At 43.8% G+C, this 23777-nt stretch carries 24 protein-coding genes and 1 riboswitch; of the genes, 22 read left to right on the top strand and 2 right to left on the bottom strand.

Annotated elements, in window-relative coordinates; genetic code table 11:
* The first annotated feature begins 115 nt into the window (after positions 1 to 115).
* From PG418_RS12995 to PG418_RS13065, 15 genes are all read left to right on the top strand, one after another.
* Positions 116 to 1624, top strand: coding sequence for a VanW family protein (locus PG418_RS12995; RefSeq protein WP_195488758.1), 1509 nt, complete (start codon positions 116 to 118; stop codon positions 1622 to 1624).
* Between the two features lie 26 nt (positions 1625 to 1650).
* Entirely contained in the window at positions 1651 to 2688 is a 1038-nt protein-coding gene (locus tag PG418_RS13000; protein ID WP_022220231.1) for an AIR synthase-related protein, read from the top strand.
* Positions 2681 to 3178, top strand: a complete 498-nt coding sequence (locus PG418_RS13005) for a tRNA (cytidine(34)-2'-O)-methyltransferase (RefSeq protein WP_117557510.1) — start codon at positions 2681 to 2683, stop codon at positions 3176 to 3178. Before PG418_RS13000 ends, PG418_RS13005 begins: the two co-directional genes overlap by 8 nt.
* Before the next feature lie 231 nt (positions 3179 to 3409).
* Positions 3410 to 3640: an AtpZ/AtpI family protein gene (locus PG418_RS13010; protein WP_022220232.1), complete on the top strand. Its 231-nt coding sequence runs from the start codon at positions 3410 to 3412 to the stop codon at positions 3638 to 3640.
* A 20-nt stretch (positions 3641 to 3660) separates the two neighbouring features.
* A complete protein-coding gene (locus PG418_RS13015; protein WP_008370058.1) occupies positions 3661 to 4056 on the top strand; it encodes an ATP synthase subunit I in 396 nt (131 codons plus the stop codon).
* A gap of 14 nt (positions 4057 to 4070) precedes the next feature.
* On the top strand, positions 4071 to 4790 hold the full coding sequence (gene atpB / locus PG418_RS13020) for a F0F1 ATP synthase subunit A (protein ID WP_022220233.1): 720 nt from the start codon (positions 4071 to 4073) through the stop codon (positions 4788 to 4790).
* A 64-nt stretch (positions 4791 to 4854) separates the two neighbouring features.
* Complete coding sequence (gene atpE / locus PG418_RS13025) at positions 4855 to 5121, top strand: ATP synthase F0 subunit C (RefSeq protein ID WP_008370061.1); 267 nt, start codon at positions 4855 to 4857, stop codon at positions 5119 to 5121.
* Positions 5122 to 5162: 41 nt separating this feature from the next.
* The gene (atpF, locus tag PG418_RS13030; protein ID WP_008370063.1) at positions 5163 to 5678 is read left to right on the top strand and encodes a F0F1 ATP synthase subunit B; all 516 of its coding nucleotides are present in this window, start codon (positions 5163 to 5165) and stop codon (positions 5676 to 5678) included.
* The gene (atpH, locus tag PG418_RS13035; RefSeq protein WP_498837489.1) at positions 5666 to 6211 is read left to right on the top strand and encodes an ATP synthase F1 subunit delta; all 546 of its coding nucleotides are present in this window, start codon (positions 5666 to 5668) and stop codon (positions 6209 to 6211) included. Before atpF ends, atpH begins: the two co-directional genes overlap by 13 nt.
* Positions 6212 to 6247: 36 nt before the next feature.
* Positions 6248 to 7759 (top strand): F0F1 ATP synthase subunit alpha, encoded by a 1512-nt coding sequence (atpA, locus tag PG418_RS13040; RefSeq protein ID WP_270203713.1) that lies wholly within the window; start codon positions 6248 to 6250, stop codon positions 7757 to 7759.
* A 10-nt stretch (positions 7760 to 7769) separates the two neighbouring features.
* The gene (gene atpG / locus PG418_RS13045; protein ID WP_173687943.1) at positions 7770 to 8636 is read left to right on the top strand and encodes an ATP synthase F1 subunit gamma; all 867 of its coding nucleotides are present in this window, start codon (positions 7770 to 7772) and stop codon (positions 8634 to 8636) included.
* A gap of 30 nt (positions 8637 to 8666) precedes the next feature.
* Positions 8667 to 10058, top strand: coding sequence for a F0F1 ATP synthase subunit beta (gene atpD, locus PG418_RS13050; RefSeq protein WP_008370073.1), 1392 nt, complete (start codon positions 8667 to 8669; stop codon positions 10056 to 10058).
* Positions 10059 to 10070: 12 nt separating this feature from the next.
* Positions 10071 to 10472: an ATP synthase F1 subunit epsilon gene (gene atpC / locus PG418_RS13055; RefSeq protein ID WP_008370075.1), complete on the top strand. Its 402-nt coding sequence runs from the start codon at positions 10071 to 10073 to the stop codon at positions 10470 to 10472.
* Between the two features lie 368 nt (positions 10473 to 10840).
* Positions 10841 to 12796, top strand: coding sequence for a diguanylate cyclase (locus PG418_RS13060; protein ID WP_055249044.1), 1956 nt, complete (start codon positions 10841 to 10843; stop codon positions 12794 to 12796).
* 20 nt (positions 12797 to 12816) lie between these two features.
* Positions 12817 to 15018, top strand: coding sequence for a DNA topoisomerase III (locus PG418_RS13065; protein WP_498837490.1), 2202 nt, complete (start codon positions 12817 to 12819; stop codon positions 15016 to 15018).
* Positions 15019 to 15185: 167 nt separating this feature from the next.
* Here the strand turns inward: PG418_RS13065 and PG418_RS13070 are convergent, their stop codons facing one another.
* Positions 15186 to 15845 (bottom strand): DUF2185 domain-containing protein, encoded by a 660-nt coding sequence (locus tag PG418_RS13070; protein ID WP_175305416.1) that lies wholly within the window; start codon positions 15843 to 15845, stop codon positions 15186 to 15188.
* A gap of 18 nt (positions 15846 to 15863) precedes the next feature.
* Entirely contained in the window at positions 15864 to 16325 is a 462-nt protein-coding gene (locus PG418_RS13075) for a GNAT family N-acetyltransferase (RefSeq protein WP_195255787.1), read from the bottom strand.
* Between the two features lie 556 nt (positions 16326 to 16881).
* Here PG418_RS13075 and PG418_RS13080 point away from each other — a divergent pair.
* The 7 genes from PG418_RS13080 to PG418_RS13110 all read left to right on the top strand — a co-directional run bounded on the left by PG418_RS13080 (position 16882) and on the right by PG418_RS13110 (position 23765).
* Complete coding sequence (locus tag PG418_RS13080; RefSeq protein ID WP_270203718.1) at positions 16882 to 17277, top strand: hypothetical protein; 396 nt, start codon at positions 16882 to 16884, stop codon at positions 17275 to 17277.
* A gap of 66 nt (positions 17278 to 17343) precedes the next feature.
* Positions 17344 to 17844: a shikimate kinase gene (locus PG418_RS13085; protein WP_008370092.1), complete on the top strand. Its 501-nt coding sequence runs from the start codon at positions 17344 to 17346 to the stop codon at positions 17842 to 17844.
* A 267-nt stretch (positions 17845 to 18111) separates the two neighbouring features.
* Positions 18112 to 19404, top strand: coding sequence for a UDP-N-acetylglucosamine 1-carboxyvinyltransferase (murA, locus tag PG418_RS13090; protein ID WP_008370094.1), 1293 nt, complete (start codon positions 18112 to 18114; stop codon positions 19402 to 19404).
* Positions 19405 to 19506: 102 nt separating this feature from the next.
* A riboswitch (SAM riboswitch) is annotated at positions 19507 to 19606 on the top strand.
* Positions 19607 to 19745: 139 nt separating this feature from the next.
* A complete protein-coding gene (gene metK, locus PG418_RS13095) occupies positions 19746 to 20933 on the top strand; it encodes a methionine adenosyltransferase (protein ID WP_008370096.1) in 1188 nt (395 codons plus the stop codon).
* A 169-nt stretch (positions 20934 to 21102) separates the two neighbouring features.
* Positions 21103 to 22260 (top strand): sensor histidine kinase, encoded by a 1158-nt coding sequence (locus PG418_RS13100; protein WP_055249057.1) that lies wholly within the window; start codon positions 21103 to 21105, stop codon positions 22258 to 22260.
* Positions 22253 to 22942: a response regulator transcription factor gene (locus PG418_RS13105; protein WP_008370100.1), complete on the top strand. Its 690-nt coding sequence runs from the start codon at positions 22253 to 22255 to the stop codon at positions 22940 to 22942. The genes PG418_RS13100 and PG418_RS13105 overlap by 8 nt, the downstream gene beginning before the upstream one ends.
* A 31-nt stretch (positions 22943 to 22973) precedes the next feature.
* Positions 22974 to 23765 (top strand): TrmH family RNA methyltransferase, encoded by a 792-nt coding sequence (locus tag PG418_RS13110; RefSeq protein WP_215685718.1) that lies wholly within the window; start codon positions 22974 to 22976, stop codon positions 23763 to 23765.
* Positions 23766 to 23777 lie beyond the last annotated feature (12 nt).

Here is a 23777-nt window from a genome sequence, read left to right on the forward strand (position 1 = left end):
TTTAATCCAAAACAGACACGGAAGATAGCGGCAGTGATTATTCTTGTTGTTATTGTTGCAATGGTAGCAACATCAATTATTCCATATATCATATAAAATCAGGAGGATTTTTTTGATGGCGGCACGAAAGAAAAAGAGAGAGTTAAGTGAAAAGGCACAAAAGCGTATCCGACAGAGAAATCTGCATGTGGGGATTACGGTTATTGCAGCCATCGTGATTATTTTCTCCGTGATTCAGTTCACATTATGGCGGTATGTGAGCAAGGTGGATGAGGAGCATATTTGCAAAAATGTTTTTATAGGGAAGACAGATGTATCCGGAATGACCAAGGAAGAAGCAGTGAAAGCGGTAAACAATACACTTGGAGATTATCGGAACAAGCAACTTGTACTGAAGGTAAAAGATCAGGGCGCAGATGTGTCAATCGAGGAAATGGGAGCGGAAGTAGAAAATATTGATAAGCTTGCAGAAAAGGCGGTCGGATACGGAAAAAATGGAAGCATCTGGAGCCGCTATCAGAAGATACATAATTTAGATAAGAAGAAATATGTCATAGATGAAAGCTTTAAAGTTGATGAAGCAAAACTCAGAGAGCTGATCCAGGAACGTGCGGTTCCGCTGGAACAGAAAGCGGTCAATGCATCGGCATCCTATAACGGAAGCGGATTCGATCTGACAGATGAAGCAGAAGGTTATACGGTTGATGTAGATAAATCTGTGAAGAAGATTAAGAATTTCATGAACAAAAAATGGAATTACGAGGACGCAGAAGTAGAGTTAAAGCTGGATACGGAAGAGCCGACGATCAAAAAGGCAGATCTGGAATCCCTGCAGGATGAGCTTGGCTCTTATACGACAAACGCCGGATGGGGGGACCGCGTGCAGAACATCAGGCGTGCAACGGAGCTGATCAACGGAACTGTTGTTATGCCGGGAGAAGAATTTTCAGTGGAACAGGCCACACTTCCTTACACAGAAGAGAATGGCTATGTGGCAGGAAGTGCCTATGAGAACGGACAGATTGTAGAGAGTATCGGAGGTGGCCTGTGTCAGGTATCTACGACGCTTTATAATGCGGTTCTTTATGCGGAACTGGAGGTCACCCGGCGTGCACCGCATTCCATGAGTGTCAGCTATGTAGAACCATCAAGGGATGCAATGATAGCGGAAGGAATCAGTGATTTTAAATTTGTCAATAATTACGATACACCGATCCTGATCGAAGGATATATTGATGGCAATAACCAGCTTGGTTTTTATATTTATGGAAAAGATACCAGAGCTGCAGGACATTCCGTGGAATTTGAAAGTGAGACTCTGGAGACAACGGAGTATACGAAAAAGTATGTAGAAGATACGGAAAGTGCGGTCGGCTCACAGGAAACAGAGGGAGCCGGAATGGATGGAAGCACGGCACGGCTCTGGAAAGTTACCTATGAAAACGGAGAAGAGGTCAGCCGGGAAGTAATCAATAACAGCACCTATCAGACTTCTGATGTTACCGTGAAAGTCGGGACAAAATCAGATAATGCAGAGGCAACTAAGCTGGTGGAGGAAGCAATTGCAACCCAGGATCAGGAGAAGATTAATGCGGCAATCAGCAAGGCATCTGCACTTAAGTAATAAAAAGCAGGCGGCTGTTGGGAAGAATGGCAGAACAGAAAGAGGATAAAAGTATGAAAGCAGGAAGAGTGTCACAGACCGTCTATCGGCGTTCGGTTTTAAAACAGATACAGAATAATATAGAAGGTATAGATTTTTTAAGACCGTCACAGGAGGAAACCTGTTATATAGCAGATGAAAGTGAAGAGCGGATCACAATCGCAACGGATGTTTCATTAGCCGGAAATGAAAAAGATCTTGGAGTATTTGCCATAGCGCAGGCAGTGGATCAGCTGGCTTCCAGAGGAGCGCGGGCATATGGAATCAGTGTCCGGATTATGCTCCCGACGTTTGCCTATGAGTCCAGATTGAAAGCGATGATGGTGGAGATTTCGGAGATATGTAAAGAAAAAGGTCTCAGGGTTTTCTTTGCAGATGCGCAAAGTGTAAATGGGATCCAGACGAGTATTGTTCATGTAACAGCACACGGTGAGGCAAAAAAAGAACAGCTGCTTGCAAGCAGATCGGCAAAAGCAGGTGAAGAGATTGTCCTGGTTAAATGGATTGGTATGGAAGGAACCTTACGGATCATACGGGAAGAAGGGGCGGCTCTGGCAGAGCGGTTTGCGCCGGGATTCTTAAATAAGTTGGAAGATATGAGAGATGAAATTTTCAGTGACAGGGCAATGGAGATTGCCGGCCGGAACGGGGTGTCAGCAATGCATCCGATCGGAGAAGGAGGAATTCTTGCAGCACTTTGGGATATGGCAGAAGGTGCAGGAATTGGTCTTTCGGTAGAGATGAAGAAAATGACGGTACGTCAGGAAACGATTGAAGTCTGTGAAGTATTTCATCTGAATCCTTACCAGCTTACCAGTACAGGAGCGGTTCTTATGGTGACACCGAAGGGTGAAGAACTAAAGGAAAGACTGAAAAGGGAAGGTATTCCGGCAGAGATCATCGGACACACAACAGAAGGAAACGAGAGGATCATCTGGGGTGGGGGAGAAAAAAGATTTCTCGACAGACCGGCACCGGACGAACTGGCACGAATTTACGAAATGAAGGAGAATGTAAATGCTTAATATTGTACTTTTTGAACCGGAAATCCCGGCAAATACCGGAAATATCGGAAGGACCTGTGTGGCGACGAATACCAGACTTCATCTGATCGAGCCACTTGGTTTCCGGTTAAATGAAAAGAACCTGAAACGGGCAGGGATGGATTACTGGGAACATCTGGATGTGACGACTTATATTGATTACCGGGATTTTATGGAAAAAAATCCGGGAGCGAAGATTTATATGGCAACTACAAAATCACCGAATCTTTATACGGATGTTAAATATGAACCGGACTGTTATATCATGTTCGGAAAAGAAAGCGCAGGGATTCCGGAAGAAATCCTCTGTCACCACAAGGAAGACAGCATCCGGATTCCGATGATCGGAGATATCCGTTCACTGAATCTTGGAAATTCGGTTGCGATCGTGTTATATGAAGCGCTCCGGCAGAATGGGTTTGCCGGAATGAATACAGAAGGACATCTTCACAGATTGGAATGGGATGAATAAAAAAGTGCTGCAAGGCTAAAAACGCTTTGCAGCACTTTTACTATTGTGAAAAAAATGACTATATAAAATATTTTAAATAATCAACGCATTTAATGGCATTTATTGGTAAAAGTGATGACAATATTTGGAAATTGTATAAGAAAAAATACAATCGTGTGTAAATCAGTGGACATATTTCATAAAAAAGGATATAATAAACGGAGAGTGATATAGAGAATGGAGATAAGTATTATGAAATATAAACAAAGCGTATATAAAACCTTTGCACTCATCAGTCAGTTAGGCATCAGTATACTGGTTCCCATTTTGCTATGCACTTTTTTTGGTACATGGCTGGAAAAGAAGGTTTCTTTTCCAGTTTTTATCCCTTTGGTGATAGTGGGTGTATTGGCAGGTCTGCGCAATGCATGGGTACTTGCGAGACATGCGAATGAAGATCCGGAAGACAAAAACAAAAATTGAGCAGGGAGGAATGAAACAACATGAGTAAGACAGACAATACCGTACTGAAGGATATGATCATCACTATGCTTCTGTATGGAATAATCGCACAGATTGTATGTCTGATTATCCCAGGGGATCATCTGAGAATGACAGCAGGGCTTTGGATCGGGGTGGCTGCAGGTGTTTTCATGGTAATCCATATGAAAAACTCGTTGGATGAGGCGGTACTTTATGGAGAACAGGAAGCACAGAGATACATGCAGAAATCTTACGCGATAAGATATCTGGTTGTAGTTGTAGTATTTATAGCCGTCAGCTGGCTTCGGATTGTGAATGTACTTACATTGTTTGCAGGAATTATGAGTTTAAAGCTTGCGGCATATTTGCAGCCAATTATGCATAAGCTTTTCGCTAAATTCAAAAAATCTAAGTAAAGGAGGTAGAGCGCGTGGGGAACAGCTTAGGAATGCTGGCAGCTAAGGAGCCGGATTTTCAAATTCACGGTCTCGTTAAATTCCAGTTATTTGGGCAGGAGTTATGGCTCACCACTACACATGTCAGCATATTGATCGTAGCGTTATTACTGCTGATTTTTGCGTTGGTTGTCCGAGCTAAGCTGAGCGATGCCGAAGGCAAACCCGGAACCCTGCAGAATATTGCCGAGCTTATCGTTGAGATGCTTGACAATATGGTAAAAGGAAGCATGGGGAAAAACGGACTGGCGTTCCGGAATTATATCGGGTCTTTGTTTTTGTTTTTGATTGTGGCAAACCTTTCGGGACTTTTGGGGCTTCGGCCACCAACTGCAGATTATGGTGTAACACTTCCACTTGGACTTATCACATTTGTGCTGATTCAGTTCAATAACATCAAATACAACAAAATTGAGGCATTTACAGGCCTGTTCAAACCATTGCCGTTCTTGTTCCCAATCAATCTGATCGGGGAGATCGCAGCACCATTTTCCATCTCACTTCGTCTGTTTGGAAATGTGCTGTCCGGTACTGTAATCATGGGACTTATCTATGGTCTTCTGTATAAGATCGCATGGGCATGGCCGGGATTTCTACACATCTATTTCGATGTGTTCTCGGGAGCAATTCAGGCATATGTATTTTGCATGCTGACGATGGTATATATCAATGACAAGATGCCGTCAGCGGAGTAAAAAGCAAACTGGGATCTAAGTTCAGACAGTATCAGGTTTGCAGTGATTAAGGAGGAAAATTATTATGGGTAATATTTCAAATGAAGCTTTAATTTTAGCGTGTTCAGCAATCGGCGCAGGACTTGCGATGATCGCAGGTATTGGTCCTGGTGTAGGACAGGGTATTGCAGCAGGTCATGGTGCATCTGCAGTAGGACGTAACCCGGGAGCAAGATCAGACATCACGTCTACAATGCTTTTAGGACAGGCAGTAGCAGAGACAACAGGTCTGTACAGTTTGGTTATTGCACTTATTCTCTTGTTCGCAAACCCGCTTCTTGGAAAGCTGTAAAAAAGGTTTTGCCTGTAAAATAAGAGAAAGGAGGCAACGCCTTGGAACGTTTGTTTAATCTGGATGCGCAGCTTCTTTTTGATGCCTGTGTCATGGCACTCAGTATGCTTGTCATGTTCACGTTTCTGTCATATCTGCTTTTCAAACCGGTAAGAAAACTTCTGGAGGACAGAAAGCAGAGAGTTGCTGATGAACAGGAGTCAGCAAAGAATGACCGGAAAGAGGCAGCCGTTTACAAAGAAGAATACGAACAGAAATTAAAAGAAATCGATAAAGAGGCGCAGGCTATTCTCAGTGAAGCACGGAAAAAAGCGATGAAGACCGAAAATGAAATTGTTGCAGAGGCAAAAGAAGAAGCAGCAAGGATCATCACACGTGCCAATAATGAGATCGAACTGGAACGGAAGCGTGCGCTTGATGATATGAAGCAGGAGATGATCTCCATTGCATCAGCAATGGCAGGTAAAGTAGTAGCAGCTTCGATCGATACCAGTGTACAGGATGAACTGATCGAAGAGACATTAAAAGAAATGGGAGAACAGACATGGCTAAGCTAGTATCAAAGGTATATGGTGACGCCCTGTTTGAAGCTGCCCGTGACTGCGGAAAAATGGATGAGATATTCGAGGAAGTACAGAGTATCGGAGTGATCCTCGAAGAAAATGCAGAGCTTCAGAAGATTCTCGGAAATCCGAGAGTTATGCGTGAAGACAAAGAGCAGATGATCGAGACGATTTTCCGCGGACGTGTTTCAAATGAGATTGTAGAGCTGATGAAGCTGATGATCGAAAAAGGGCGCTACAGCAAGATAGATTCTGTATTTGAATATTTTATCGGACTTGTAAAAGAAGAAAAGAAAATCGGGATTGCATATATCGCTACAGCAGTAGAAATGAGCGAGGCACAGAAAGAAGCAGTCATGCAGCGGCTTCTTCAGACGACAAAATATGAATCCTTTGAGATGAATTATCAGGTAGATGCTTCTCTGATCGGTGGAATGGTGATCCGTATCGGTGACAGAGTTGTGGATACAAGTATTAAGACAAAGCTGTATGAACTGTCAAAGAGCCTGAAGAAAATTCAGGTATAGCAGTTAGAATTAGTAGAAAGAAGGTGGATTCGCTCCATGAATTTAAGACCAGAAGAAATAAGTTCTGTGATCAAAGAACAGATTGAAAGATATTCCTCTGAGCTGAACGTATCGGATGTCGGAACGGTTATTCAGGTGGCAGATGGTATTGCGCGTGTCCACGGCCTTGAAAATGCAATGCAGGGTGAACTTTTGGAGTTCCCTTCAGAAGTATACGGAATGGTTCTGAACCTGGAAGAGGACAACGTAGGTGCTGTTCTTCTGGGAGATCATAAGAATATCAATGAAGGTGATACTGTAAAGACAACCGGACGAGTTGTAGAGGTTCCGGTAGGCGACTGTATGCTTGGCCGTGTAGTTAATGCACTTGGACAGCCAATCGATGGAAAAGGACCAATCCAGGCAATCAGGCATCGTCAGATCGAGCGTGTGGCACCGGGGGTTATTTCCCGTAAGTCAGTAGATACACCGCTTCAGACAGGTATTAAAGCGATCGACTCCATGGTTCCGATCGGTCGTGGACAGAGAGAGCTGATCATCGGTGACAGACAGACCGGTAAGACAGCGATCGCAATCGATACGATCATCAACCAGAAAGGGCAGGGCGTAAAGTGTATTTATGTAGCAATCGGTCAGAAAGCTTCGACCGTAGCTTCCCTTGTTAAGACTCTGGAGACCTTTGGGGCAATGGATTATACAACTGTAGTTGTGTCAACAGCCAGTGAGCTTGCACCACTGCAGTACATCGCACCGTATTCAGGATGTGCGATGGGAGAAGAATGGATGGAGAACGGAGATGATGTACTGATCGTTTATGATGACCTGTCCAAACATGCAACTGCATACCGTACCCTTTCCTTACTTCTGAAACGTCCACCTGGACGTGAGGCTTATCCGGGAGATGTATTCTATCTGCATTCAAGACTTCTTGAAAGAGCAGCCCGTCTTTCAGATGAACTTGGCGGAGGTTCACTTACTGCACTTCCGATTATCGAGACACAGGCAGGTGACGTATCAGCATACATTCCTACCAACGTTATTTCCATCACAGACGGACAGATTTATCTGGAAACAGAGATGTTCAACTCTGGTTTCAGACCGGCCGTTAATGCCGGACTTTCTGTATCCCGTGTAGGTGGATCGGCACAGATCAAGGCGATGAAGAAGATCGCTGGTACAATCCGTATTGATCTTGCACAGTACCGTGAGCTGGCATCCTTTGCACAGTTCGGATCGGAACTGGATGCAGAGACTTCCGAACGTCTGGCACAGGGAGTCCGGATCAAAGAGATCCTGAAACAGCCGCAGTACCAGCCGATGCCGGTAGAATACCAGATTATTATCATTTATGCAGCAGTTAAGAAGCTTCTTCTTGATATTGCGGTAGAAGATATTCTGGCTTTTGAAAGCGGACTTTTTGATTATATTAAGACAAAATATCCGGAAATTCCGGAATCTATCAAGAATGACAAAGTGCTGAAAGAAGAAGTAGAAGAAGCTCTCAGAAAAGCAATCGGAGAATATAAAGAACAATTTCAGGCAAGGTAGGTGATACAAAGTGGCATCTATGAGAGATATCAAGCGTCGCCGTACCAGTGTACAGAGCACGCAGCAGATTACAAAAGCCATGAAACTTGTCTCTACCGTAAAGCTGCAGAAAGCAAGAACCCGGGCAGAAGAATCAAAGCCGTATTTTGACTGTATGTATGCAACAATGACCTCTCTGCTTGCAAAGGCAGGGAATATCAATCATCCATATCTGAAAGCAGATGATTCGAAGAAGAAAGCAGTCATTGTTGTAACATCCAATCGTGGACTGGCAGGTGGATATAACTCCAATGTAGTGAAGATGGTGACTGAAAATGAAGCCTTTACGAAGGAGAATATCCGGATCTATGCAGTTGGAGGAAAAGGACTGGAACTTCTGAAACACAAAGGATATGATATTGTCGCTGATTATTCAGAGATGATCGAAGAACCGTCCTATGATGATGCGAAGAGTATTACAAAAAGACTTCTGACAGATTTTGAAAATGGTGAGATTGGTGAGATCTATCTGATCTACACATTTTTCAAAAATACGGTAAGTCACATTCCGACGATGATCAAAGTCCTTCCGGCAGAGGTGCAGGAAGAAGCGGGAGAAGAGGATGCAAAGGCGCAGCTTACACCGATGAACTTTGAACCGGAAGCGGAAGAGGCAATCAGCCTTCTTGTTCCGAAATATATCAGCAGCATTCTGTATGGCGCGTTTGTGGAAGCAGTTGCCAGTGAGAACGGTGCACGTATGCAGGCGATGGATTCGGCAACCAGCAATGCGGAAGAGATGATAGATGATTTGGAATTGAAATATAACAGAGCACGTCAGGGTGCGATCACACAGGAACTTACCGAGATCATTGCCGGAGCAGAGGCGATCGGATAAATACAGGTTTCTGTATGTAAGGAGGAGAAAATGGCAGATAAAAATATAGGGAAGATTACCCAGGTTATCGGTGCCGTTCTTGACCTTAAGTTTTCGGAAGGATACTTGCCGGAGATCAACGATGCGGTTGAGATTACGCGCAAGGATGGAGGAAAACTTGTGGTAGAAGTTGCACAGCATCTGGGTGATGATATCGTAAGATGTATCGCCATGGGACCGACAGACGGACTGGTGCGAGGCATGGACGCCGTAGCAACCGGGGGACCGATTTCAGTTCCGGTTGGCGAAGCAACACTCGGACGTATCTTCAACGTACTGGGTGAGCCGATTGATGAAAAAGAGGCTCCGAAGGATGTTGAATACGCACCGATTCACAGAAAAGCTCCAAGCTTTGAAGAGCAGGCAACACAGACAGAGATGCTGGAGACAGGTATCAAGGTTGTTGACCTTCTGTGCCCATATCAGAAAGGTGGAAAAATCGGTCTGTTCGGTGGAGCCGGTGTAGGAAAGACCGTTCTTATCCAGGAACTGATTACCAATATTGCAACGGAGCATGGCGGCTATTCTGTATTCACTGGCGTAGGAGAACGTACCCGTGAAGGAAATGACCTTTACTATGAGATGACAGAATCCGGAGTTATCAAAAAGACAGCGATGGTATTCGGTCAGATGAATGAACCACCTGGAGCACGTATGAGAGTCGGACTTACAGGACTGACTCTTGCAGAATATTTCCGTGATAAAGGTGGAAAGGATGTACTTCTTTTCATTGATAACATTTTCCGTTTTACACAGGCAGGTTCCGAAGTATCAGCGCTTCTTGGACGTATGCCTTCAGCGGTAGGTTATCAGCCGACACTGCAGACAGAAATGGGTGCGCTGCAGGAGCGTATCACATCCACGAAGAACGGATCCATCACATCCGTGCAGGCAGTATATGTGCCAGCCGATGACCTTACTGACCCGGCTCCGGCAACAACATTTGCCCATCTGGATGCAACGACCGTACTTTCCCGTGCGATCACAGAGCTTGGTATTTACCCGGCTGTAGATCCACTGGAATCTACTTCACGTATTCTGGATCCACACATTGTCGGAGAAGAACACTATAAAGTAGCCCGTGGAGTACAGGAAATTCTTCAGAAATACAAAGAACTGCAGGATATCATTGCAATTCTTGGTATGGATGAACTTTCCGAGGAAGATAAGCTGGTCGTATCCAGAGCAAGAAAGATCCAGAGATTCCTTTCCCAGCCATTCCACGTTGCGACACAGTTTACAGGTCTGGAAGGACGTTATGTTCCAATTGGCGAGACAATTCAGGGATTTAAAGAGATCCTCGAAGGAAAGCATGATGATATTCCGGAGGGATATTTCCTGAATGCAGGTAATATCGATGACGTGCTTGCCCGTGTGAAATAGGAGGGACGTCCTATGGCAGATAAATTTAAACTTAACATTATTTCGCCGGAAAAGAAGTTTCTGGAGGGTGACTGCGAATTCCTTGAATTTGTAAGTACTGAAGGAGAACTTGGTATCTATGCAAAGCATATTCCGCTGACGACGATTCTTGAACCATGCGTGATGCGAATCCACAATGACGGGGAGATTAAGAAAGCGGCAATTCTCGGAGGATTTGTAGAAATCCTGCAGGAGAGGGTAACGGTGCTTGCAGAAGATGCACAGTGGCCGGATGAAATTGATGTGGCACGTGCCGAAGCGGCGAAGAAGCGCGCTGAGGACAGAATTGCTGCGAAGCAGGAAGGCACAGATATGCGTCGTGCAGAGGCAGCACTGAAAAGAGCAGTTGCCCGAATTGGAGCAGCTCAGTCATAAAGCATTAAAAACCGAGAATCCTTTGTTGGATTTTCGGTTTTTTTAATGAAGGAAAACTGGACAATAAGGAGGAATTTGCCTATAATAATTTTATTATATGATGATACCAGGGTCAAAAGGTCAGAAAGCCGATGCAAGCTTGCTTGCAAGAGGATTTTTGACCTCTTGATCCGCCAAAAACATGAGTAAGTAGCCATTTTTCAAAGAAAAATGAGCGGATTACGAGTGTTTTTGAGGATTGCGAGAGTGCCAAAGCACGTAGCAATCTGGTATCAAAGGGGTCAAAATACTTTTTGACCCCAACATCATATCATTATATAGCGTAAAAAAGAGTATGAATGGCAGGATAAAATTGAGAGGATAAAGGGATGAACAAACAGGACCAAATGACAATGCAGGAAGCGGAAAGAAAGATGGAATCTTTGAGGGAAGTGTTTCAGGTTGTCAGACTGGTAGACGGGAAAATGCTGATGGATCGGGAAAAACGGATAAATGCAGGAGATTTATCTGAAACGTGTCAGTGTTACAGTTTCTGGAAAAAAGACAAGGAATGCGAGAACTGTAGCTCTCTTCTGGCACTGAAAGAACAGACGCAGAAGATAAAATTTGAATTTCTGGATTTGCAGGTATTTCAGGTGATCTCGCGTTATGTTGAGATTGATGGCAGACCTTATGTTATGGAAATGATTCAGAATCTTGATGAGAGTATTCAGATTGATCAGGAGGGGTATGATAAGCTGATCAGTAAACTGTCAGGATATAATGAAAAGCTATATACGGATGTACTGACTGGGATATATAATCGGCGTTTTTTTGAAGAAAAGATCAAAAACATGGAGGATGAAGCTGGAATTGCAGTGATCGATCTGGATGATTTTAAGCTTCATAACGATACTTATGGACATAGTGCGGGAGATGCGGCACTTATAACGACTGCGAACATTATCAAAAAATATATCCGGAAGACGGATATTCTGATCCGGTATGGTGGAGATGAATTTTTACTGATCCTTCCTTCGATTAAGAAACATATTTTTGAAGATAAGCTAAAACTGATCCGGGAAAAAATCCACGATACGGTTGTGCCGAAGTATGAGAAAATGCAGCTTTCGGTCAGCATCGGCGGAGCTATATTCCGCGAAGGCAATATTGAAGATGCTATTGCCAGTGCTGACAGACAGATGTATATAGCTAAAAATTATAAAAATATGGTTGTCACAGAATGGGATGAAAATGGAAAGAAAAAGGAAGAAAATTCTGCATCAGAAAAACTGAAACAGCAGATCCTTATCGTGGATGATTCGGAAATAAACCGCGAGATTCTGAAAGAGATTCTGAAAGAGGACTACCGGATTTTGGAGGCGGCTAATGGAGAAGAATGTCTGGAACAACTGGAACGGTCTGGAACAGGGATCTCACTGGTGCTGCTCGATATTGTGATGCCGGAAATGGATGGATTTGAAGTCCTTGCTGCGATGAACCAGAATCATTGGATTGAAGATATTCCGGTAATCATGATTTCCAGTGAAGATTCAGATAGCTATATCAGACGGGCATATGAGATGGGTGTTTCAGATTACATCAGCCGCCCGTTTGATGCGAAAATCGTATATCAACGCGTCCTGAACATGATCAAGCTATATGCAAAACAGAGGAGACTGATCCATCTGGTGACCAGGCAGATTTACGAAAAAGAGAGAAATAACCGGATGATGATCGGTATCCTGAGCCAGATTGTTGAGTTCAGAAACGGAGAAAGTGGTCTGCATGTGATCCATATCAATCTGATCACACAGCTTTTGCTGGAACAACTGGTGAAAAAGACAGGAAAATATCAGCTCTCATGGGAAGATAGATTATTGATTGCAACAGCATCGGCTTTGCATGATATCGGAAAGATTGGAATTGACGAGAAAATTCTGAACAAACCGGGAAAGCTTACCAAAGAGGAATTTGAGATTATGAAGACACATACCTTAATCGGTGCACAAATGCTGGATAATCTGGATATGTACCGGAATGAAAAGCTGCTCAAGCTTGCACATGAGATTTGCCGCTGGCATCATGAAAGATATGATGGAAAGGGATATCCGGACGGACTTGTCGGAGAAGAAATTCCGATTTCGGCACAAGTAGTATCGCTGGCGGATGTGTATGACGCCCTGGTGAGTGAACGGGTTTACAAGAAGGCATTTTCTCATGAAAAAGCACTGGAAATGATCCAAAATGGTGAATGCGGTACATTTAACCCACTGTTACTCCAGTGTATGACCGAAGCACAGGATAAATTAAAGACAATGATGGAAGTAGCAGAAAAAGAATAAAAAGGAGTAGAAAAGACAGAATGAAGGCACTTGTAATTGCAGAAAAACCTTCTGTTGCGCGTGATATTGCGCGTGTACTTAAATGTGGGAAAAAGATAAATGGAGCAATTGAAGGAGAGCGTTATATTGTAACCTGGGGACTTGGTCATCTGGTTACCCTGGCAGATCCGGAAGATTACGATAAAAAATATAAAGAGTGGAAAATTGATGTGCTTCCGATGAAGCCGGCTCCATTTAAGCTTGAAGTAATAAAGCAGACCGGAAAACAGTTCGCAGCGGTGAAAACACAGATTCACCGCAAGGATGTGAATGAAATTATCATTGCTACGGATGCAGGACGAGAAGGAGAGCTGGTAGCAAGGCTGATTCTGGAAAAAGCAGGAAGCAAAAAGCCGATCAAGAGGCTGTGGATCTCATCTGTAACAGATAAAGCAATCAGAGAAGGTTTTGCAAAGTTGAAGAACGGGCATGAGTATGATGCGCTTTATGATGCTGCAATGTGCCGTGCCGAGGCAGACTGGCTGGTTGGAATCAATGCAACAAGGGCACTGACCTGTAAATATAATGCGCAGCTTTCCTGTGGACGTGTGCAGACACCAACGCTTGCAATGATTGCAAAGAGAGAAGAAAAGATCCGTAGTTTTATTCCGGAAGGTTATTATGGAATGACTGCAAAAGGACAAAATATTATGCTGACCTGGCAGGATCAGAAGTCAAAGAGTTATCGCTCATTCGATAAAGAGAAAATGACCGGACTGATGAAAAAGCTGGATGGACAGAAAGCGGTAGTGGAAGAGATTAAAAAAACACCGAAAAAAACGTATGCACCGCTTTTGTATGATCTGACAGAGCTGCAGAGAGAAGCCAATCAGCGGTTTGGATATTCGGCGAAAGAGACGCTGAATATCATGCAGAGACTGTATGAGAATCATAAGGTGCTGACCTATCCGAGAACGGATTCCAGATATCTGAGCAAAGACATTGTTTCGACGATCAAGGACCGTCTGGAGGCGTGTGGTACAGGACCGTACCGTAAGCTTGCAATGACAGCGAAGAAAAAGGATCTGAGCGGAAAGCTCGCTTTTGTAAATGATGCGAAGGTATCGGATCATCATGCGATCATCCCAACGGAGCAGTTTGTGGATCTGAGTCATATGACAAATGAAGAGCGGAAGATTTATGATCTGGTTGTGCGGCGTTTTCTTGCTGTGCTTTATCCGCCATTTGAGTATGAGCAGACACAGGTTACGGTGAAGGTTGGCGGTGAAACTTTTCTTGCGTCTGGAAAGATTGTGAAAGCGCAGGGATGGCGGGCTGCTTATGAAGAGGAAGTCTATTCGGATGAGGATGAAGAAGAGGAAGAAGCATATGAGTCTGGAAAGAGTTTGAAAGGACAGACACTGCCGGAACTGGAAAAAGGACAGGAGATTAAAGGACTTGTGTTGTCATTGACAGAAGGTAAAACGAAGCCACCGGCACATTTTAATGAAGCAACACTTCTGTCAGCAATGGAGAACCCGACGGCTTATATGGAAAGCCATGACAAAGCGATGGCGAAAACGCTTGGTGAGACAGGGGGATTGGGAACGGTTGCGACAAGAGCGGATATTATTGAAAAACTTTTTAAAAGCTTTTTGCTGGAAAAGCGTGGAAAAGATATCTATCTTACATCGAAAGCGAAGCAGCTTCTGGAACTTGTGCCGGAAGAGTTAAAACAGCCGGAACTTACAGCAGACTGGGAAATGCGTTTGTCGCAGATTGCGAAGGGAAAGCTTTCGCGGAAGGATTTTATGAAGGATATTGATAAATATACGGATCAGGTGGTTTCTGAGATTAAGGCGGGAGCTGGAACGTTCCGGCATGATAATCTGACAAATAGTAAATGTCCACGATGTGGTAAGAGAATGCTTGCAGTGAAAGGAAAGAACAGTGAGATGCTGGTTTGTCAGGACAGAGAGTGCGGATACCGCGAAACAGTATCACGGACAACGAATGCGAGATGTCCTGTGTGTCACAAGAAGATGCAGCTGAAAGGAAGAGGGGATGGACAGATTTTTGTGTGTGTCTGCGGACATAAGGAGAAGCTGACATCGTTTCAGGAGAGACGGAAGAAAGAAGGTGCGGGAGTCAGCAAGAAGGATGTGCAGAAATATTTAAGACAGCAGAAGGATGAGCCGGTGAATAATCCATTTGCGGATGCGCTGGCTAAGATTAAGTTGTAGGTGGCGAATGGGATGGCGTGTGGAAGGTTTGGCTTTCTGGTACGTCTCATTGACTTGATGGCTGTAGTACAAAACGGAACCGGAAAGTCAAACCTTCCACACGCCTGTGCATTGGCAGACGGGGATGTTGTGGTGAAGTGGAAAAAACAGAGTTTATTTTTACTTATTTATTGCTTTTGGATGAACATAGGCTTAAATTCATGATATTTTTCAAAATGGGACTCATCTACACGTATGAAAGCAGATCCGATTTTGGCATGAAGATAAGGAATAATATCGCTGTCGTAATTGCAGATGGTGTTGAGTGCAAAGACATGATGATTATCCGGATTGTCCATATATTCGTCATCTTCATTACCAGCCATGAATCTCCAGCCACTGTCCGGATTCCCTTCTGTTGGCTCTTCGCGGAGCATGTAGCCGACTTTGTAGCCTTCTTTTGTGATCTTATCGGAAACGATACAACCTTCCCCATTCGGCTCGTCCCATTCGATTAGATTTTCAATCGGAATTTCGATAAATCCCTGCTCTTTTTCTGCCATTTTTTTCCAGTATTCTTTTAAAATATGAAGCAATGCTTTTGCATTTTCTGTTTCTGTGGCAGAATTGTATTCCTTCATCTCACTGAAGGTTCCGGATTCACTGACGATTCCAAGAAGCCATTTTCCAAAGAAAGATTTCTTGAATTTAAAGATCATACATTTGATCCCATCCTCATCCTCAAAAGAAGCCGTATACTCAATCTTCGCCGGTTTCCGCCCCAGCTCAGCCGGATCAGCCAACCAGTTTTCAAGTTCCTCCATAGCATTCACAATTTCATTATTCATAACTTTGCACCTCACTACTTATAATAATTCCATGTTGATTGATTTTTCTGTAAAGCCATATTTTTTGTACATTTCATATGCAGCCACATTTTTAGCGTTTACCTGTAATTCAATGCCATCAAAATGTTTCTCTTTTTTTAAGTTCTTTAGCATTTCAAAAAAATGATGTCCGATACCCATACCTCTGTAATTTTCATCAACCGCCATTGTATCGATATAAATTACATCACGGGTAAGCATCGAAGGAAATTCAATATGCCGGTATGTAAGCTCCAGAATTCCAATAATCCTGTGCTCTGATTCGGCAACATAAAAAGCTTCTTTATCCAAAGCATCCTGAAAAGCATCCAAAGAGAAAAAATCCTTACTTTCTTTGTAAATATCAGGCCGCCAGTTCACATGCAAAGCCTGAACCTGATTCAGGATATGTACTACACTGTCAAAATCACTGGTTTCCGCAGGTCTGATAATTATATCCATATATAGCCTCCTTCGTAAAACATGAAAAAATATATACCTATAATTCAGTATACCATAAACCCAATTATTTCAATATAGAATATGTCCTTTTTACAACCAAAATCCAGTAAAATAAATCCCCACACAATATCCCAAGCCACAGGACAAATGTCCGCCTGGCGTCCGTCCTGAACAACACTCAACTTCGCGAGTAGAGTTCCGGGGCGCCCCTCCCGTCTTGAAGCACGCAGATTTTCGGGCAATCCTGTTTCCAGGGCATATGCAGGAACGTTACAGGGAGTTAGGGGAAGGAAGTGGCAAGAGGTGGACACCAGCCGTGCCTCCCGCACGACTGGTGAGGACAGCCTGAGCCGCGAAATCATCAGATTTCGGGGCGAATCTGTCCGGTGCCGCCACTTGCCGCTTCCTTCCCCGTTACCTCCCTGTTACATTCCGAATCCGCCCCGGAAACAGGATTGCCCGAAAATCGTCCCCCTTCCACACCCACCTCCCAGGAACCCCACTCCCCCATACCGCATACACTAAAGCATAGAAAAAAGAAATGGAAGTGCCAGACATGGACCTGAGATTGCCTTATTATATGATGTATCCGATTCCACACGCATTTGACGAAGACAAAATCCAGAAGCGCGACCGGGAATACCTGCAAAGTATGTATCCGGCAACAGCAAAAAAGATTTTTCCATATATACAGGAAGAATGCGACCGCCAGGAATATGAAGGAAGCATGATCTATGATGAGTACCCGGATAAGCTCCAGCTGTGCCTGATGTGTCGCAGGGCGTATGAACAGGTCATGAAACAGGAAAAATGGGAAAAAGAGACCTATACTCCGGAACAGATCCGGGAGATCGTAGAAATCCTGATGTACCAGGAATTGATGGAAAGAAGAGGAAAAGGCAGGCGGCAACAGGAAAAAACAGTTGCTTCATGCACAGGACTTGTGCTATAATATCGTCCGATATAAAAATGACAGCATCTGAAACACAGTTTCGGTAAGGAGTGGGCCAGGGTACATATGAAGAATATTATATTTATCGGAATGCCGGCAGTTGGAAAAAGTACCGTCGGAGTGGTAGTCGCAAAGCGGCTTGGATACGAGTTTATTGATACAGATCTGCTGATTCAGAAGCAGGAGAACAGACTTTTGCGGGAGATTATCGCAGAAGAAGGTCTGGACGGATTCTTAAGTATTGAGAATCAGGTCAATCGTGATGTGGAAGCGGAACATGCGGTGATTTCCCCGGGAGGAAGCGTAGTTTACTGTGAAGAAGCAATGAAGCATTACAAAGAGATCGGAACCATTGTTTATCTGCATGCGTCATTTGAGGTTATCAATTCCAGACTGAAGAATGCAAAGAAAAGGGGAGTTGCACTTCGGGACGGGCAGACGCTGAAGGATCTATATGACGAAAGAGTAGTATTATTTGAAAAATATGCAGATATTACTGTTTCAGAGGATGGACTGGAGCTGGAAGAAACCATTGAAAATGTAATGGAAGTTTTGGAAAATCAATAAATTTTTTAAAGAAATTATTACAAAAGTTTTACGAAAATGAAGAAAGCAAGATAAATAATTTTGCAATGAATATAGAAATATGCTATACTGATATGTGATATAGAGGATTATACAAAAAGCTTCATACAAATCCTGAGAGATCTGGAAAGAATAAAAAGTATGAGGTTTTTTATTCATGAAATAATAAAGAGTATGAATAGAGTGTTTGACAGAAGTATAGAACAGGATATATTTCAGAGGGAAAGAAATCGTTAATTGAGGTGCGAAATGGAACAGTATATTATTAAGGGTGGCAATCCGCTGGTCGGCGAAGTCGAGATCGGTGGAGCAAAGAATGCAGCACTGGCAATTCTGGCAGCTGCGATTATGACAGATGAGACAGTTACTATCGATAATCTTCCGGATGTCAACGATATCAACGTTCTGCTGGAAGCAATCAGTGGAATTGGTGCCGAGGTTGACCGTATTGACCGGCACACAGTCAGAATCAACGGAAGCAACATTGAAAATTTTGATATAGAATATGATTACATCAAGAAGATCCGTGCATCTTATTACTTGCTCGGAGCACTTCTTGGTAAGTATAAAAGAGCAGAAGTCGCTCTTCCGGGAGGATGCAATATCGGAAGCCGTCCGATCGACCAGCATCTGAAAGGTTTTCGTGCGCTTGGTGCTTATGTGGATATCGAGCATGGCAAGATTATCGCAGAAGCAGAGCGTCTGATCGGAAAGCACATTTATTTTGATGTGGTAAGCGTAGGAGCTACGATCAACGTTATGATGGCAGCATCGATGGCAGAAGGACTTACGATCCTTGAGAATGTGGCAAAAGAGCCTCATGTTGTCGATGTGGCAAACTTCCTGAACAGTATGGGAGCGAACATTCGTGGAGCAGGTACGGACGTGATCAAGATCCGCGGTGTATCCCGTCTTCATAAGACAGATTATTCTATCATTCCGGATCAGATCGAAGCCGGCACATTTATGTTTGCGGCAGCAGCAACCAGAGGTGATGTGACTGTTATGAATGTCATTCCGAAGCATCTGGAAGCTACGATTGCAAAGCTTGTTGAGATCGGATGTGAAGTAGAAGAATTTGATGATGCAGTGCGTGTTGTGTCCAAAGGAGATCTTCATAATACACAGGTGAAGACTCTTCCATATCCGGGATTCCCGACAGATATGCAGCCGCAGATCGGTGTTACACTTGCTCTTTGTAAAGGGACAAGCACGATTACAGAAAGTATTTTCGAGAATCGTTTCAAATATCTTTCAGAACTTGCAAGAATGGGTGCAAATGTCAAGGTTGAAGGCAATGCAGCGACTATCGAAGGCGTAGATAAATTCTCGGGAGCAAGGGTCAGTGCACCGGATCTTCGTGCAGGAGCAGCACTTGTGATTGCAGGAATGGCCGCAGATGGCATTACGATCGTAGATGACATCGTATATATCCAGAGGGGATACGAACGTTTTGAAGAGAAGCTCAGAAGTCTCGGTGCAGTGATTGAGAGAGTTTCTACAGAACGTGAGATCCAGAAATTCAAGTTAAAAGTAGGTTAAGACAGGAATTCCTGTTTTGATAGAACATATTTCCCAAAATGTATATTGACGGAAGCTATGGACAGTGTTATGATGTGTAGCGGTAACAATTAAATACGCTTTCTCTTATTCAGAGTGGTGGAGGTACAAAGGACCTGCGAAGCCACGGCAACCCCGGTAAGCCGGAAGGTGCCAACCTGAGCGAGCAATCGAACAATAAGAGGATTGATGATGAGATATCAGGTCAGTCCTTTGGGACTGACCTTTAAATTTGCATAGACAGAAGAGAAATTCTGTTTGTCGATTTTCATTATTCCAGAGATAAGAGAGGCAGATACAAAGAAGAAAAGAAAGGAAAAAAGATGGAGAGATTATTATTTACTTCTGAATCAGTAACTGAAGGACATCCGGATAAGATGTGCGACCAGATTTCCGATGCAATCCTGGATGCACTTATGGAGCAGGATCCAATGAGCCGTGTAGCTTGCGAGACATGCGCGACTACAGGAATTGTTATGGTAATGGGAGAAATTACTACAAATGCATATGTAGATATTCAGAAAATCGTTCGTGATACTGTTCGCGAAATTGGTTATACAAGAGGAAAGTACGGATTTGATGCTGACACATGTGGCGTTCTGACAGCAATTGACGAACAGTCAAGCGATATTGCTATGGGTGTTGATAAAGCTCTTGAAGCAAAGGAACACAAGATGTCAGATGAAGAATTGGAAGCAATCGGTGCAGGAGACCAGGGAATGATGTTCGGATATGCATCTGATGAGACAGAAGAATATATGCCTTATCCGATCGCTCTTGCACACAAACTTGCAAGACGTCTTACAGAAGTAAGAAAGAACGGAACACTTCCATATCTTCGTCCGGATGGAAAAACACAGGTAACAGTAGAATATGATGAAAATGGAGTTCCGGCCCGCCTTGATGCAGTAGTACTTTCTACACAGCATGATCCGGATGTTTCACAGGAACAGATCCATGAAGACGTGAAAAAATACATTTTTGATGAAATCCTTCCGGCAGATATGGTAGATGAGAATACAAAATTCTTCATCAATCCGACCGGACGTTTTGTGATCGGTGGACCACATGGGGACAGCGGCCTTACCGGACGTAAGATCATCGTAGATACTTATGGTGGAATGGCGCGTCACGGCGGTGGAGCTTTCTCCGGAAAAGACTGTACAAAGGTAGACCGTTCAGCAGCTTATGCAGCACGTTATGTTGCTAAGAATATCGTAGCAGCAGGAATTGCCAAAAAATGCGAGATCCAGCTTTCTTATGCAATCGGTGTTGCACAGCCGACATCTGTTATGGTAGATACTTTCGGAACAGGAAAGATTGCAGATGATAAGCTTGTGGAAATCGTTCGAGAGAACTTTGACCTTCGTCCGGCTGGAATTATCAAGATGCTTGATCTGAGACGTCCGATCTACAAACAGACAGCAGCTTACGGACACTTTGGACGTAACGACCTGGATCTTCCATGGGAGAAGTTGGATAAAGTGGATACTTTAAAGAAATATCTTTAATAACAGGTTCTGAATTTGATCGTTTTAGAAAAAATTTAGAAAATTTTACGGGTGCTTTGATGTGAAGCACCCGTTTTTATGATATGCTATTAGTTATCAGGCAGACTTGCGTGAGCGCCATACGGACCTCATAACCGGGCGTGCATGATGAATGGAGGATGAATATAGCATGAAACTAAGGACGAAACTGGTGATTTCTTTTGTGACGATGATCATGATACCGACTATCCTGACAACGGCATTTATATTTGGAATTGCGCGTTATCAGATCGGAGTCATTGAGCATACTTATGGAATTACCGGTGAGGAATATAAAGATTTTGCAAAATCCATCAGAGTGCTGGGAGATATGCCGGAGATCCAGCAGTTTATTATAAGCGCATGTATCGCAGTAGTCCTGATTCTGGCATTTACAGCGATGATCATGATGGTGTGGATTTATGGAAGTATCATCAGTCCGATTCACAAGTTGCAGGAAGCAGCGCAGAACGTAGAAGAAGGCAATCTGAATTTTGAGATCAAGCCGGAAAAAGATGATGAGATGGGACGGCTGATGCAGGCATTTGAAAAGATGCGGATTCGTCTGAGAGATAATGCAGAGGAGAAGCTGAAGAGTGACCGGGAAAGCAAAGAACTGATCAGCAATATTTCCCATGACTTAAAGACGCCGATCACAGCAATCAAGGGTTATGTGGAAGGAATCCGTGACGGGGTTGCAGATACGCCGGAGAAGATGGAAAAATATATCGGAACCATTTATAATAAGGCGAATGAGATGGATACGCTGATCAACGAACTGACCTTATATGCGAAGATCGATACAAACCGGATCCCGTACAACTTTGCACCGCTTTCAGTCAACGATTATTTCAATGACTGTGCCGAAGATATTGAGATGGAGCTGGATTCAAAGAATGTAGAGTTTGGTTATTTCAATTATGTAGAGGGTGATCAGAAGATCATTGCAGATCCGGAACAGTTAAAGAGAGTGATCAACAACATTGTCAGCAATTCTTTGAAATACATGGAACGAGAGCACGGACTGATCAATCTGCGGGTAAAGGACGTAGGTGATTTTATTCAGGTAGAGCTTGAGGATAACGGAAAAGGAATCGCAGCGAAAGATCTGCCGAATATATTTGACCGGTTCTACCGGACGGATGCTTCAAGGAATTCATCCAAGGGCGGAAGCGGAATCGGTCTTTCGATCGTGAAGAAGATCATTGAAGATCACGGTGGCAAAATCTGGGCGACCAGCCGGGAAGGTGTTGGCACAGTGATGTATTTTGTAATCAGAAAATATCAGGAGGTACCGATAAATGAGTAAGATTTTAATTGTAGAAGACGAAGAGAGTATTGCAGATCTGGAGAAAGATTATCTGGAGCTGAGTGGATTTGAAGTAGAGGTTGCAAATGATGGACAGACAGGGCTTGATAAGGCGCTTTTCGGTGATTTTGATCTGGTGATCCTGGATCTGATGCTTCCGGGCGTGGATGGCTTTGAGATTTGTCGTAAGGTTCGTGCGGAAAAGAATACACCGATCATCATGGTATCTGCGAAAAAAGATGATATCGACAAAATCAGAGGACTCGGACTTGGGGCTGATGACTATATGACCAAGCCGTTTAGTCCAAGCGAGCTGGTGGCAAGGGTAAAAGCACATCTGGCACGTTATGAGCGGCTGATCGGAAGTGCCGTGGAAGAAAATAAGGTGATTGAGATCCGTGGACTTAAGATTGATACCACTGCACGCCGAGTGTGGGTAAACGGAGTGGAGAAGAATTTTACAACAAAAGAGTTTGATCTTCTGACCTTCCTTGCCAGTCATCCGAACCATGTATATACCAAGGATGAACTTTTCAGCGAGATCTGGGATATGGAATCCATCGGAGATATCGCAACGGTAACTGTGCACATCAAGAAAATCCGTGAGAAAATTGAATATGATACCTCAAACCCACAGTATATTGAGACAATCTGGGGTGTGGGATATCGTTTCAAGATGTAATGAAAAAGAATAAAAGGAAAGAGATTACAGTATGATAACCAGTACAGGAAATGCCAGGGTAAAACAGCTTGTTACATGGCAGAAAAAGAGAAAGGCACGTGATGAAGAAGGCATCTATATCGTAGAAGGGATCCGGATGTACCGGGAAGCTCCGCGTGCGCAGGTGAGAGAGGTTTATGTATCGGAGCAGTTTTACAGCCGATATGGAGAAGAGCTGGGACTTTCGGCATGGGGAAGACAGATGGAAATCCTGTCAGATCATGTATTTTCCCACGTGTCAGATACAAAGACACCACAGGGGATCCTGCTTGTGATGGAGCAGAGGAGCTGTGAGATATGTGAGATGCTGGATCTGGACGCGCAGGGAAGGAAACCGCTTCTGATGGTGCTGGATAATCTGCAGGATCCGGGAAACCTGGGAACCATTCTCCGTGCGGGGGAAGCGGCAGGCGTAACCGGCGTGATCATGAGTCACGACTGTGTGGATATTTACAATCCTAAGGTGATCCGTTCAACGATGGGATCGGTTTACCGAATGCCGTTTGTGTATGTAGAGCATTTGCCAGAAACCCTGGAAGTACTTGCAGAAGCCGGGATTCATTCCTATGCGGCACATCTGAAAGGAAAGAACAGCTACGATCAGGAGGATTACACAAGAGGGACAGCATTTTTAATTGGAAATGAGGGTAACGGACTTCGGGATGAAGTGGCAGATGTAGCAGAGTGTTATATCAAGATTCCGATGTGTGGAGAGGTAGAATCACTGAATGCGGCGGTTGCATCTTCGGTTCTGATGTTCGAGGCGGCAAGACAGCGACGGTAGTGATGAGGGGAA

Origin of the sequence: Bariatricus sp. TF06-38A, from assembly GCF_027690675.1 — a bacterium.
Lineage (GTDB): Bacteria > Bacillota > Clostridia > Lachnospirales > Lachnospiraceae > Allocoprococcus > Allocoprococcus comes.

What these genes read in the sequence shown, in the direction of transcription:
- PG418_RS12995 (WP_195488758.1), top strand. Translation starts at nt 116, where the DNA reads ATGGCGGCACGAAAGAAAAAGAGAGAGTTAAGTGAAAAGGCACAAAAG.
- PG418_RS13000 (WP_022220231.1), top strand. Translation starts at nt 1,651, where the DNA reads ATGGCAGAACAGAAAGAGGATAAAAGTATGAAAGCAGGAAGAGTGTCA.
- PG418_RS13005 (WP_117557510.1), top strand. Translation starts at nt 2,681, where the DNA reads ATGCTTAATATTGTACTTTTTGAACCGGAAATCCCGGCAAATACCGGA.
- PG418_RS13010 (WP_022220232.1), top strand. Translation starts at nt 3,410, where the DNA reads ATGAAATATAAACAAAGCGTATATAAAACCTTTGCACTCATCAGTCAG.
- PG418_RS13015 (WP_008370058.1), top strand. Translation starts at nt 3,661, where the DNA reads ATGAGTAAGACAGACAATACCGTACTGAAGGATATGATCATCACTATG.
- atpE (WP_008370061.1), top strand. Translation starts at nt 4,855, where the DNA reads ATGGGTAATATTTCAAATGAAGCTTTAATTTTAGCGTGTTCAGCAATC.
- atpH (WP_498837489.1), top strand. Translation starts at nt 5,666, where the DNA reads ATGGCTAAGCTAGTATCAAAGGTATATGGTGACGCCCTGTTTGAAGCT.
- atpA (WP_270203713.1), top strand. Translation starts at nt 6,248, where the DNA reads ATGAATTTAAGACCAGAAGAAATAAGTTCTGTGATCAAAGAACAGATT.
- atpD (WP_008370073.1), top strand. Translation starts at nt 8,667, where the DNA reads ATGGCAGATAAAAATATAGGGAAGATTACCCAGGTTATCGGTGCCGTT.
- atpC (WP_008370075.1), top strand. Translation starts at nt 10,071, where the DNA reads ATGGCAGATAAATTTAAACTTAACATTATTTCGCCGGAAAAGAAGTTT.
- PG418_RS13060 (WP_055249044.1), top strand. Translation starts at nt 10,841, where the DNA reads ATGAACAAACAGGACCAAATGACAATGCAGGAAGCGGAAAGAAAGATG.
- PG418_RS13065 (WP_498837490.1), top strand. Translation starts at nt 12,817, where the DNA reads ATGAAGGCACTTGTAATTGCAGAAAAACCTTCTGTTGCGCGTGATATT.
- PG418_RS13070 (WP_175305416.1), bottom strand. Translation starts at nt 15,845, where the DNA reads ATGAATAATGAAATTGTGAATGCTATGGAGGAACTTGAAAACTGGTTG.
- PG418_RS13075 (WP_195255787.1), bottom strand. Translation starts at nt 16,325, where the DNA reads ATGGATATAATTATCAGACCTGCGGAAACCAGTGATTTTGACAGTGTA.
- PG418_RS13080 (WP_270203718.1), top strand. Translation starts at nt 16,882, where the DNA reads ATGGACCTGAGATTGCCTTATTATATGATGTATCCGATTCCACACGCA.
- PG418_RS13085 (WP_008370092.1), top strand. Translation starts at nt 17,344, where the DNA reads ATGAAGAATATTATATTTATCGGAATGCCGGCAGTTGGAAAAAGTACC.
- murA (WP_008370094.1), top strand. Translation starts at nt 18,112, where the DNA reads ATGGAACAGTATATTATTAAGGGTGGCAATCCGCTGGTCGGCGAAGTC.
- metK (WP_008370096.1), top strand. Translation starts at nt 19,746, where the DNA reads ATGGAGAGATTATTATTTACTTCTGAATCAGTAACTGAAGGACATCCG.
- PG418_RS13100 (WP_055249057.1), top strand. Translation starts at nt 21,103, where the DNA reads ATGAAACTAAGGACGAAACTGGTGATTTCTTTTGTGACGATGATCATG.
- PG418_RS13105 (WP_008370100.1), top strand. Translation starts at nt 22,253, where the DNA reads ATGAGTAAGATTTTAATTGTAGAAGACGAAGAGAGTATTGCAGATCTG.
- PG418_RS13110 (WP_215685718.1), top strand. Translation starts at nt 22,974, where the DNA reads ATGATAACCAGTACAGGAAATGCCAGGGTAAAACAGCTTGTTACATGG.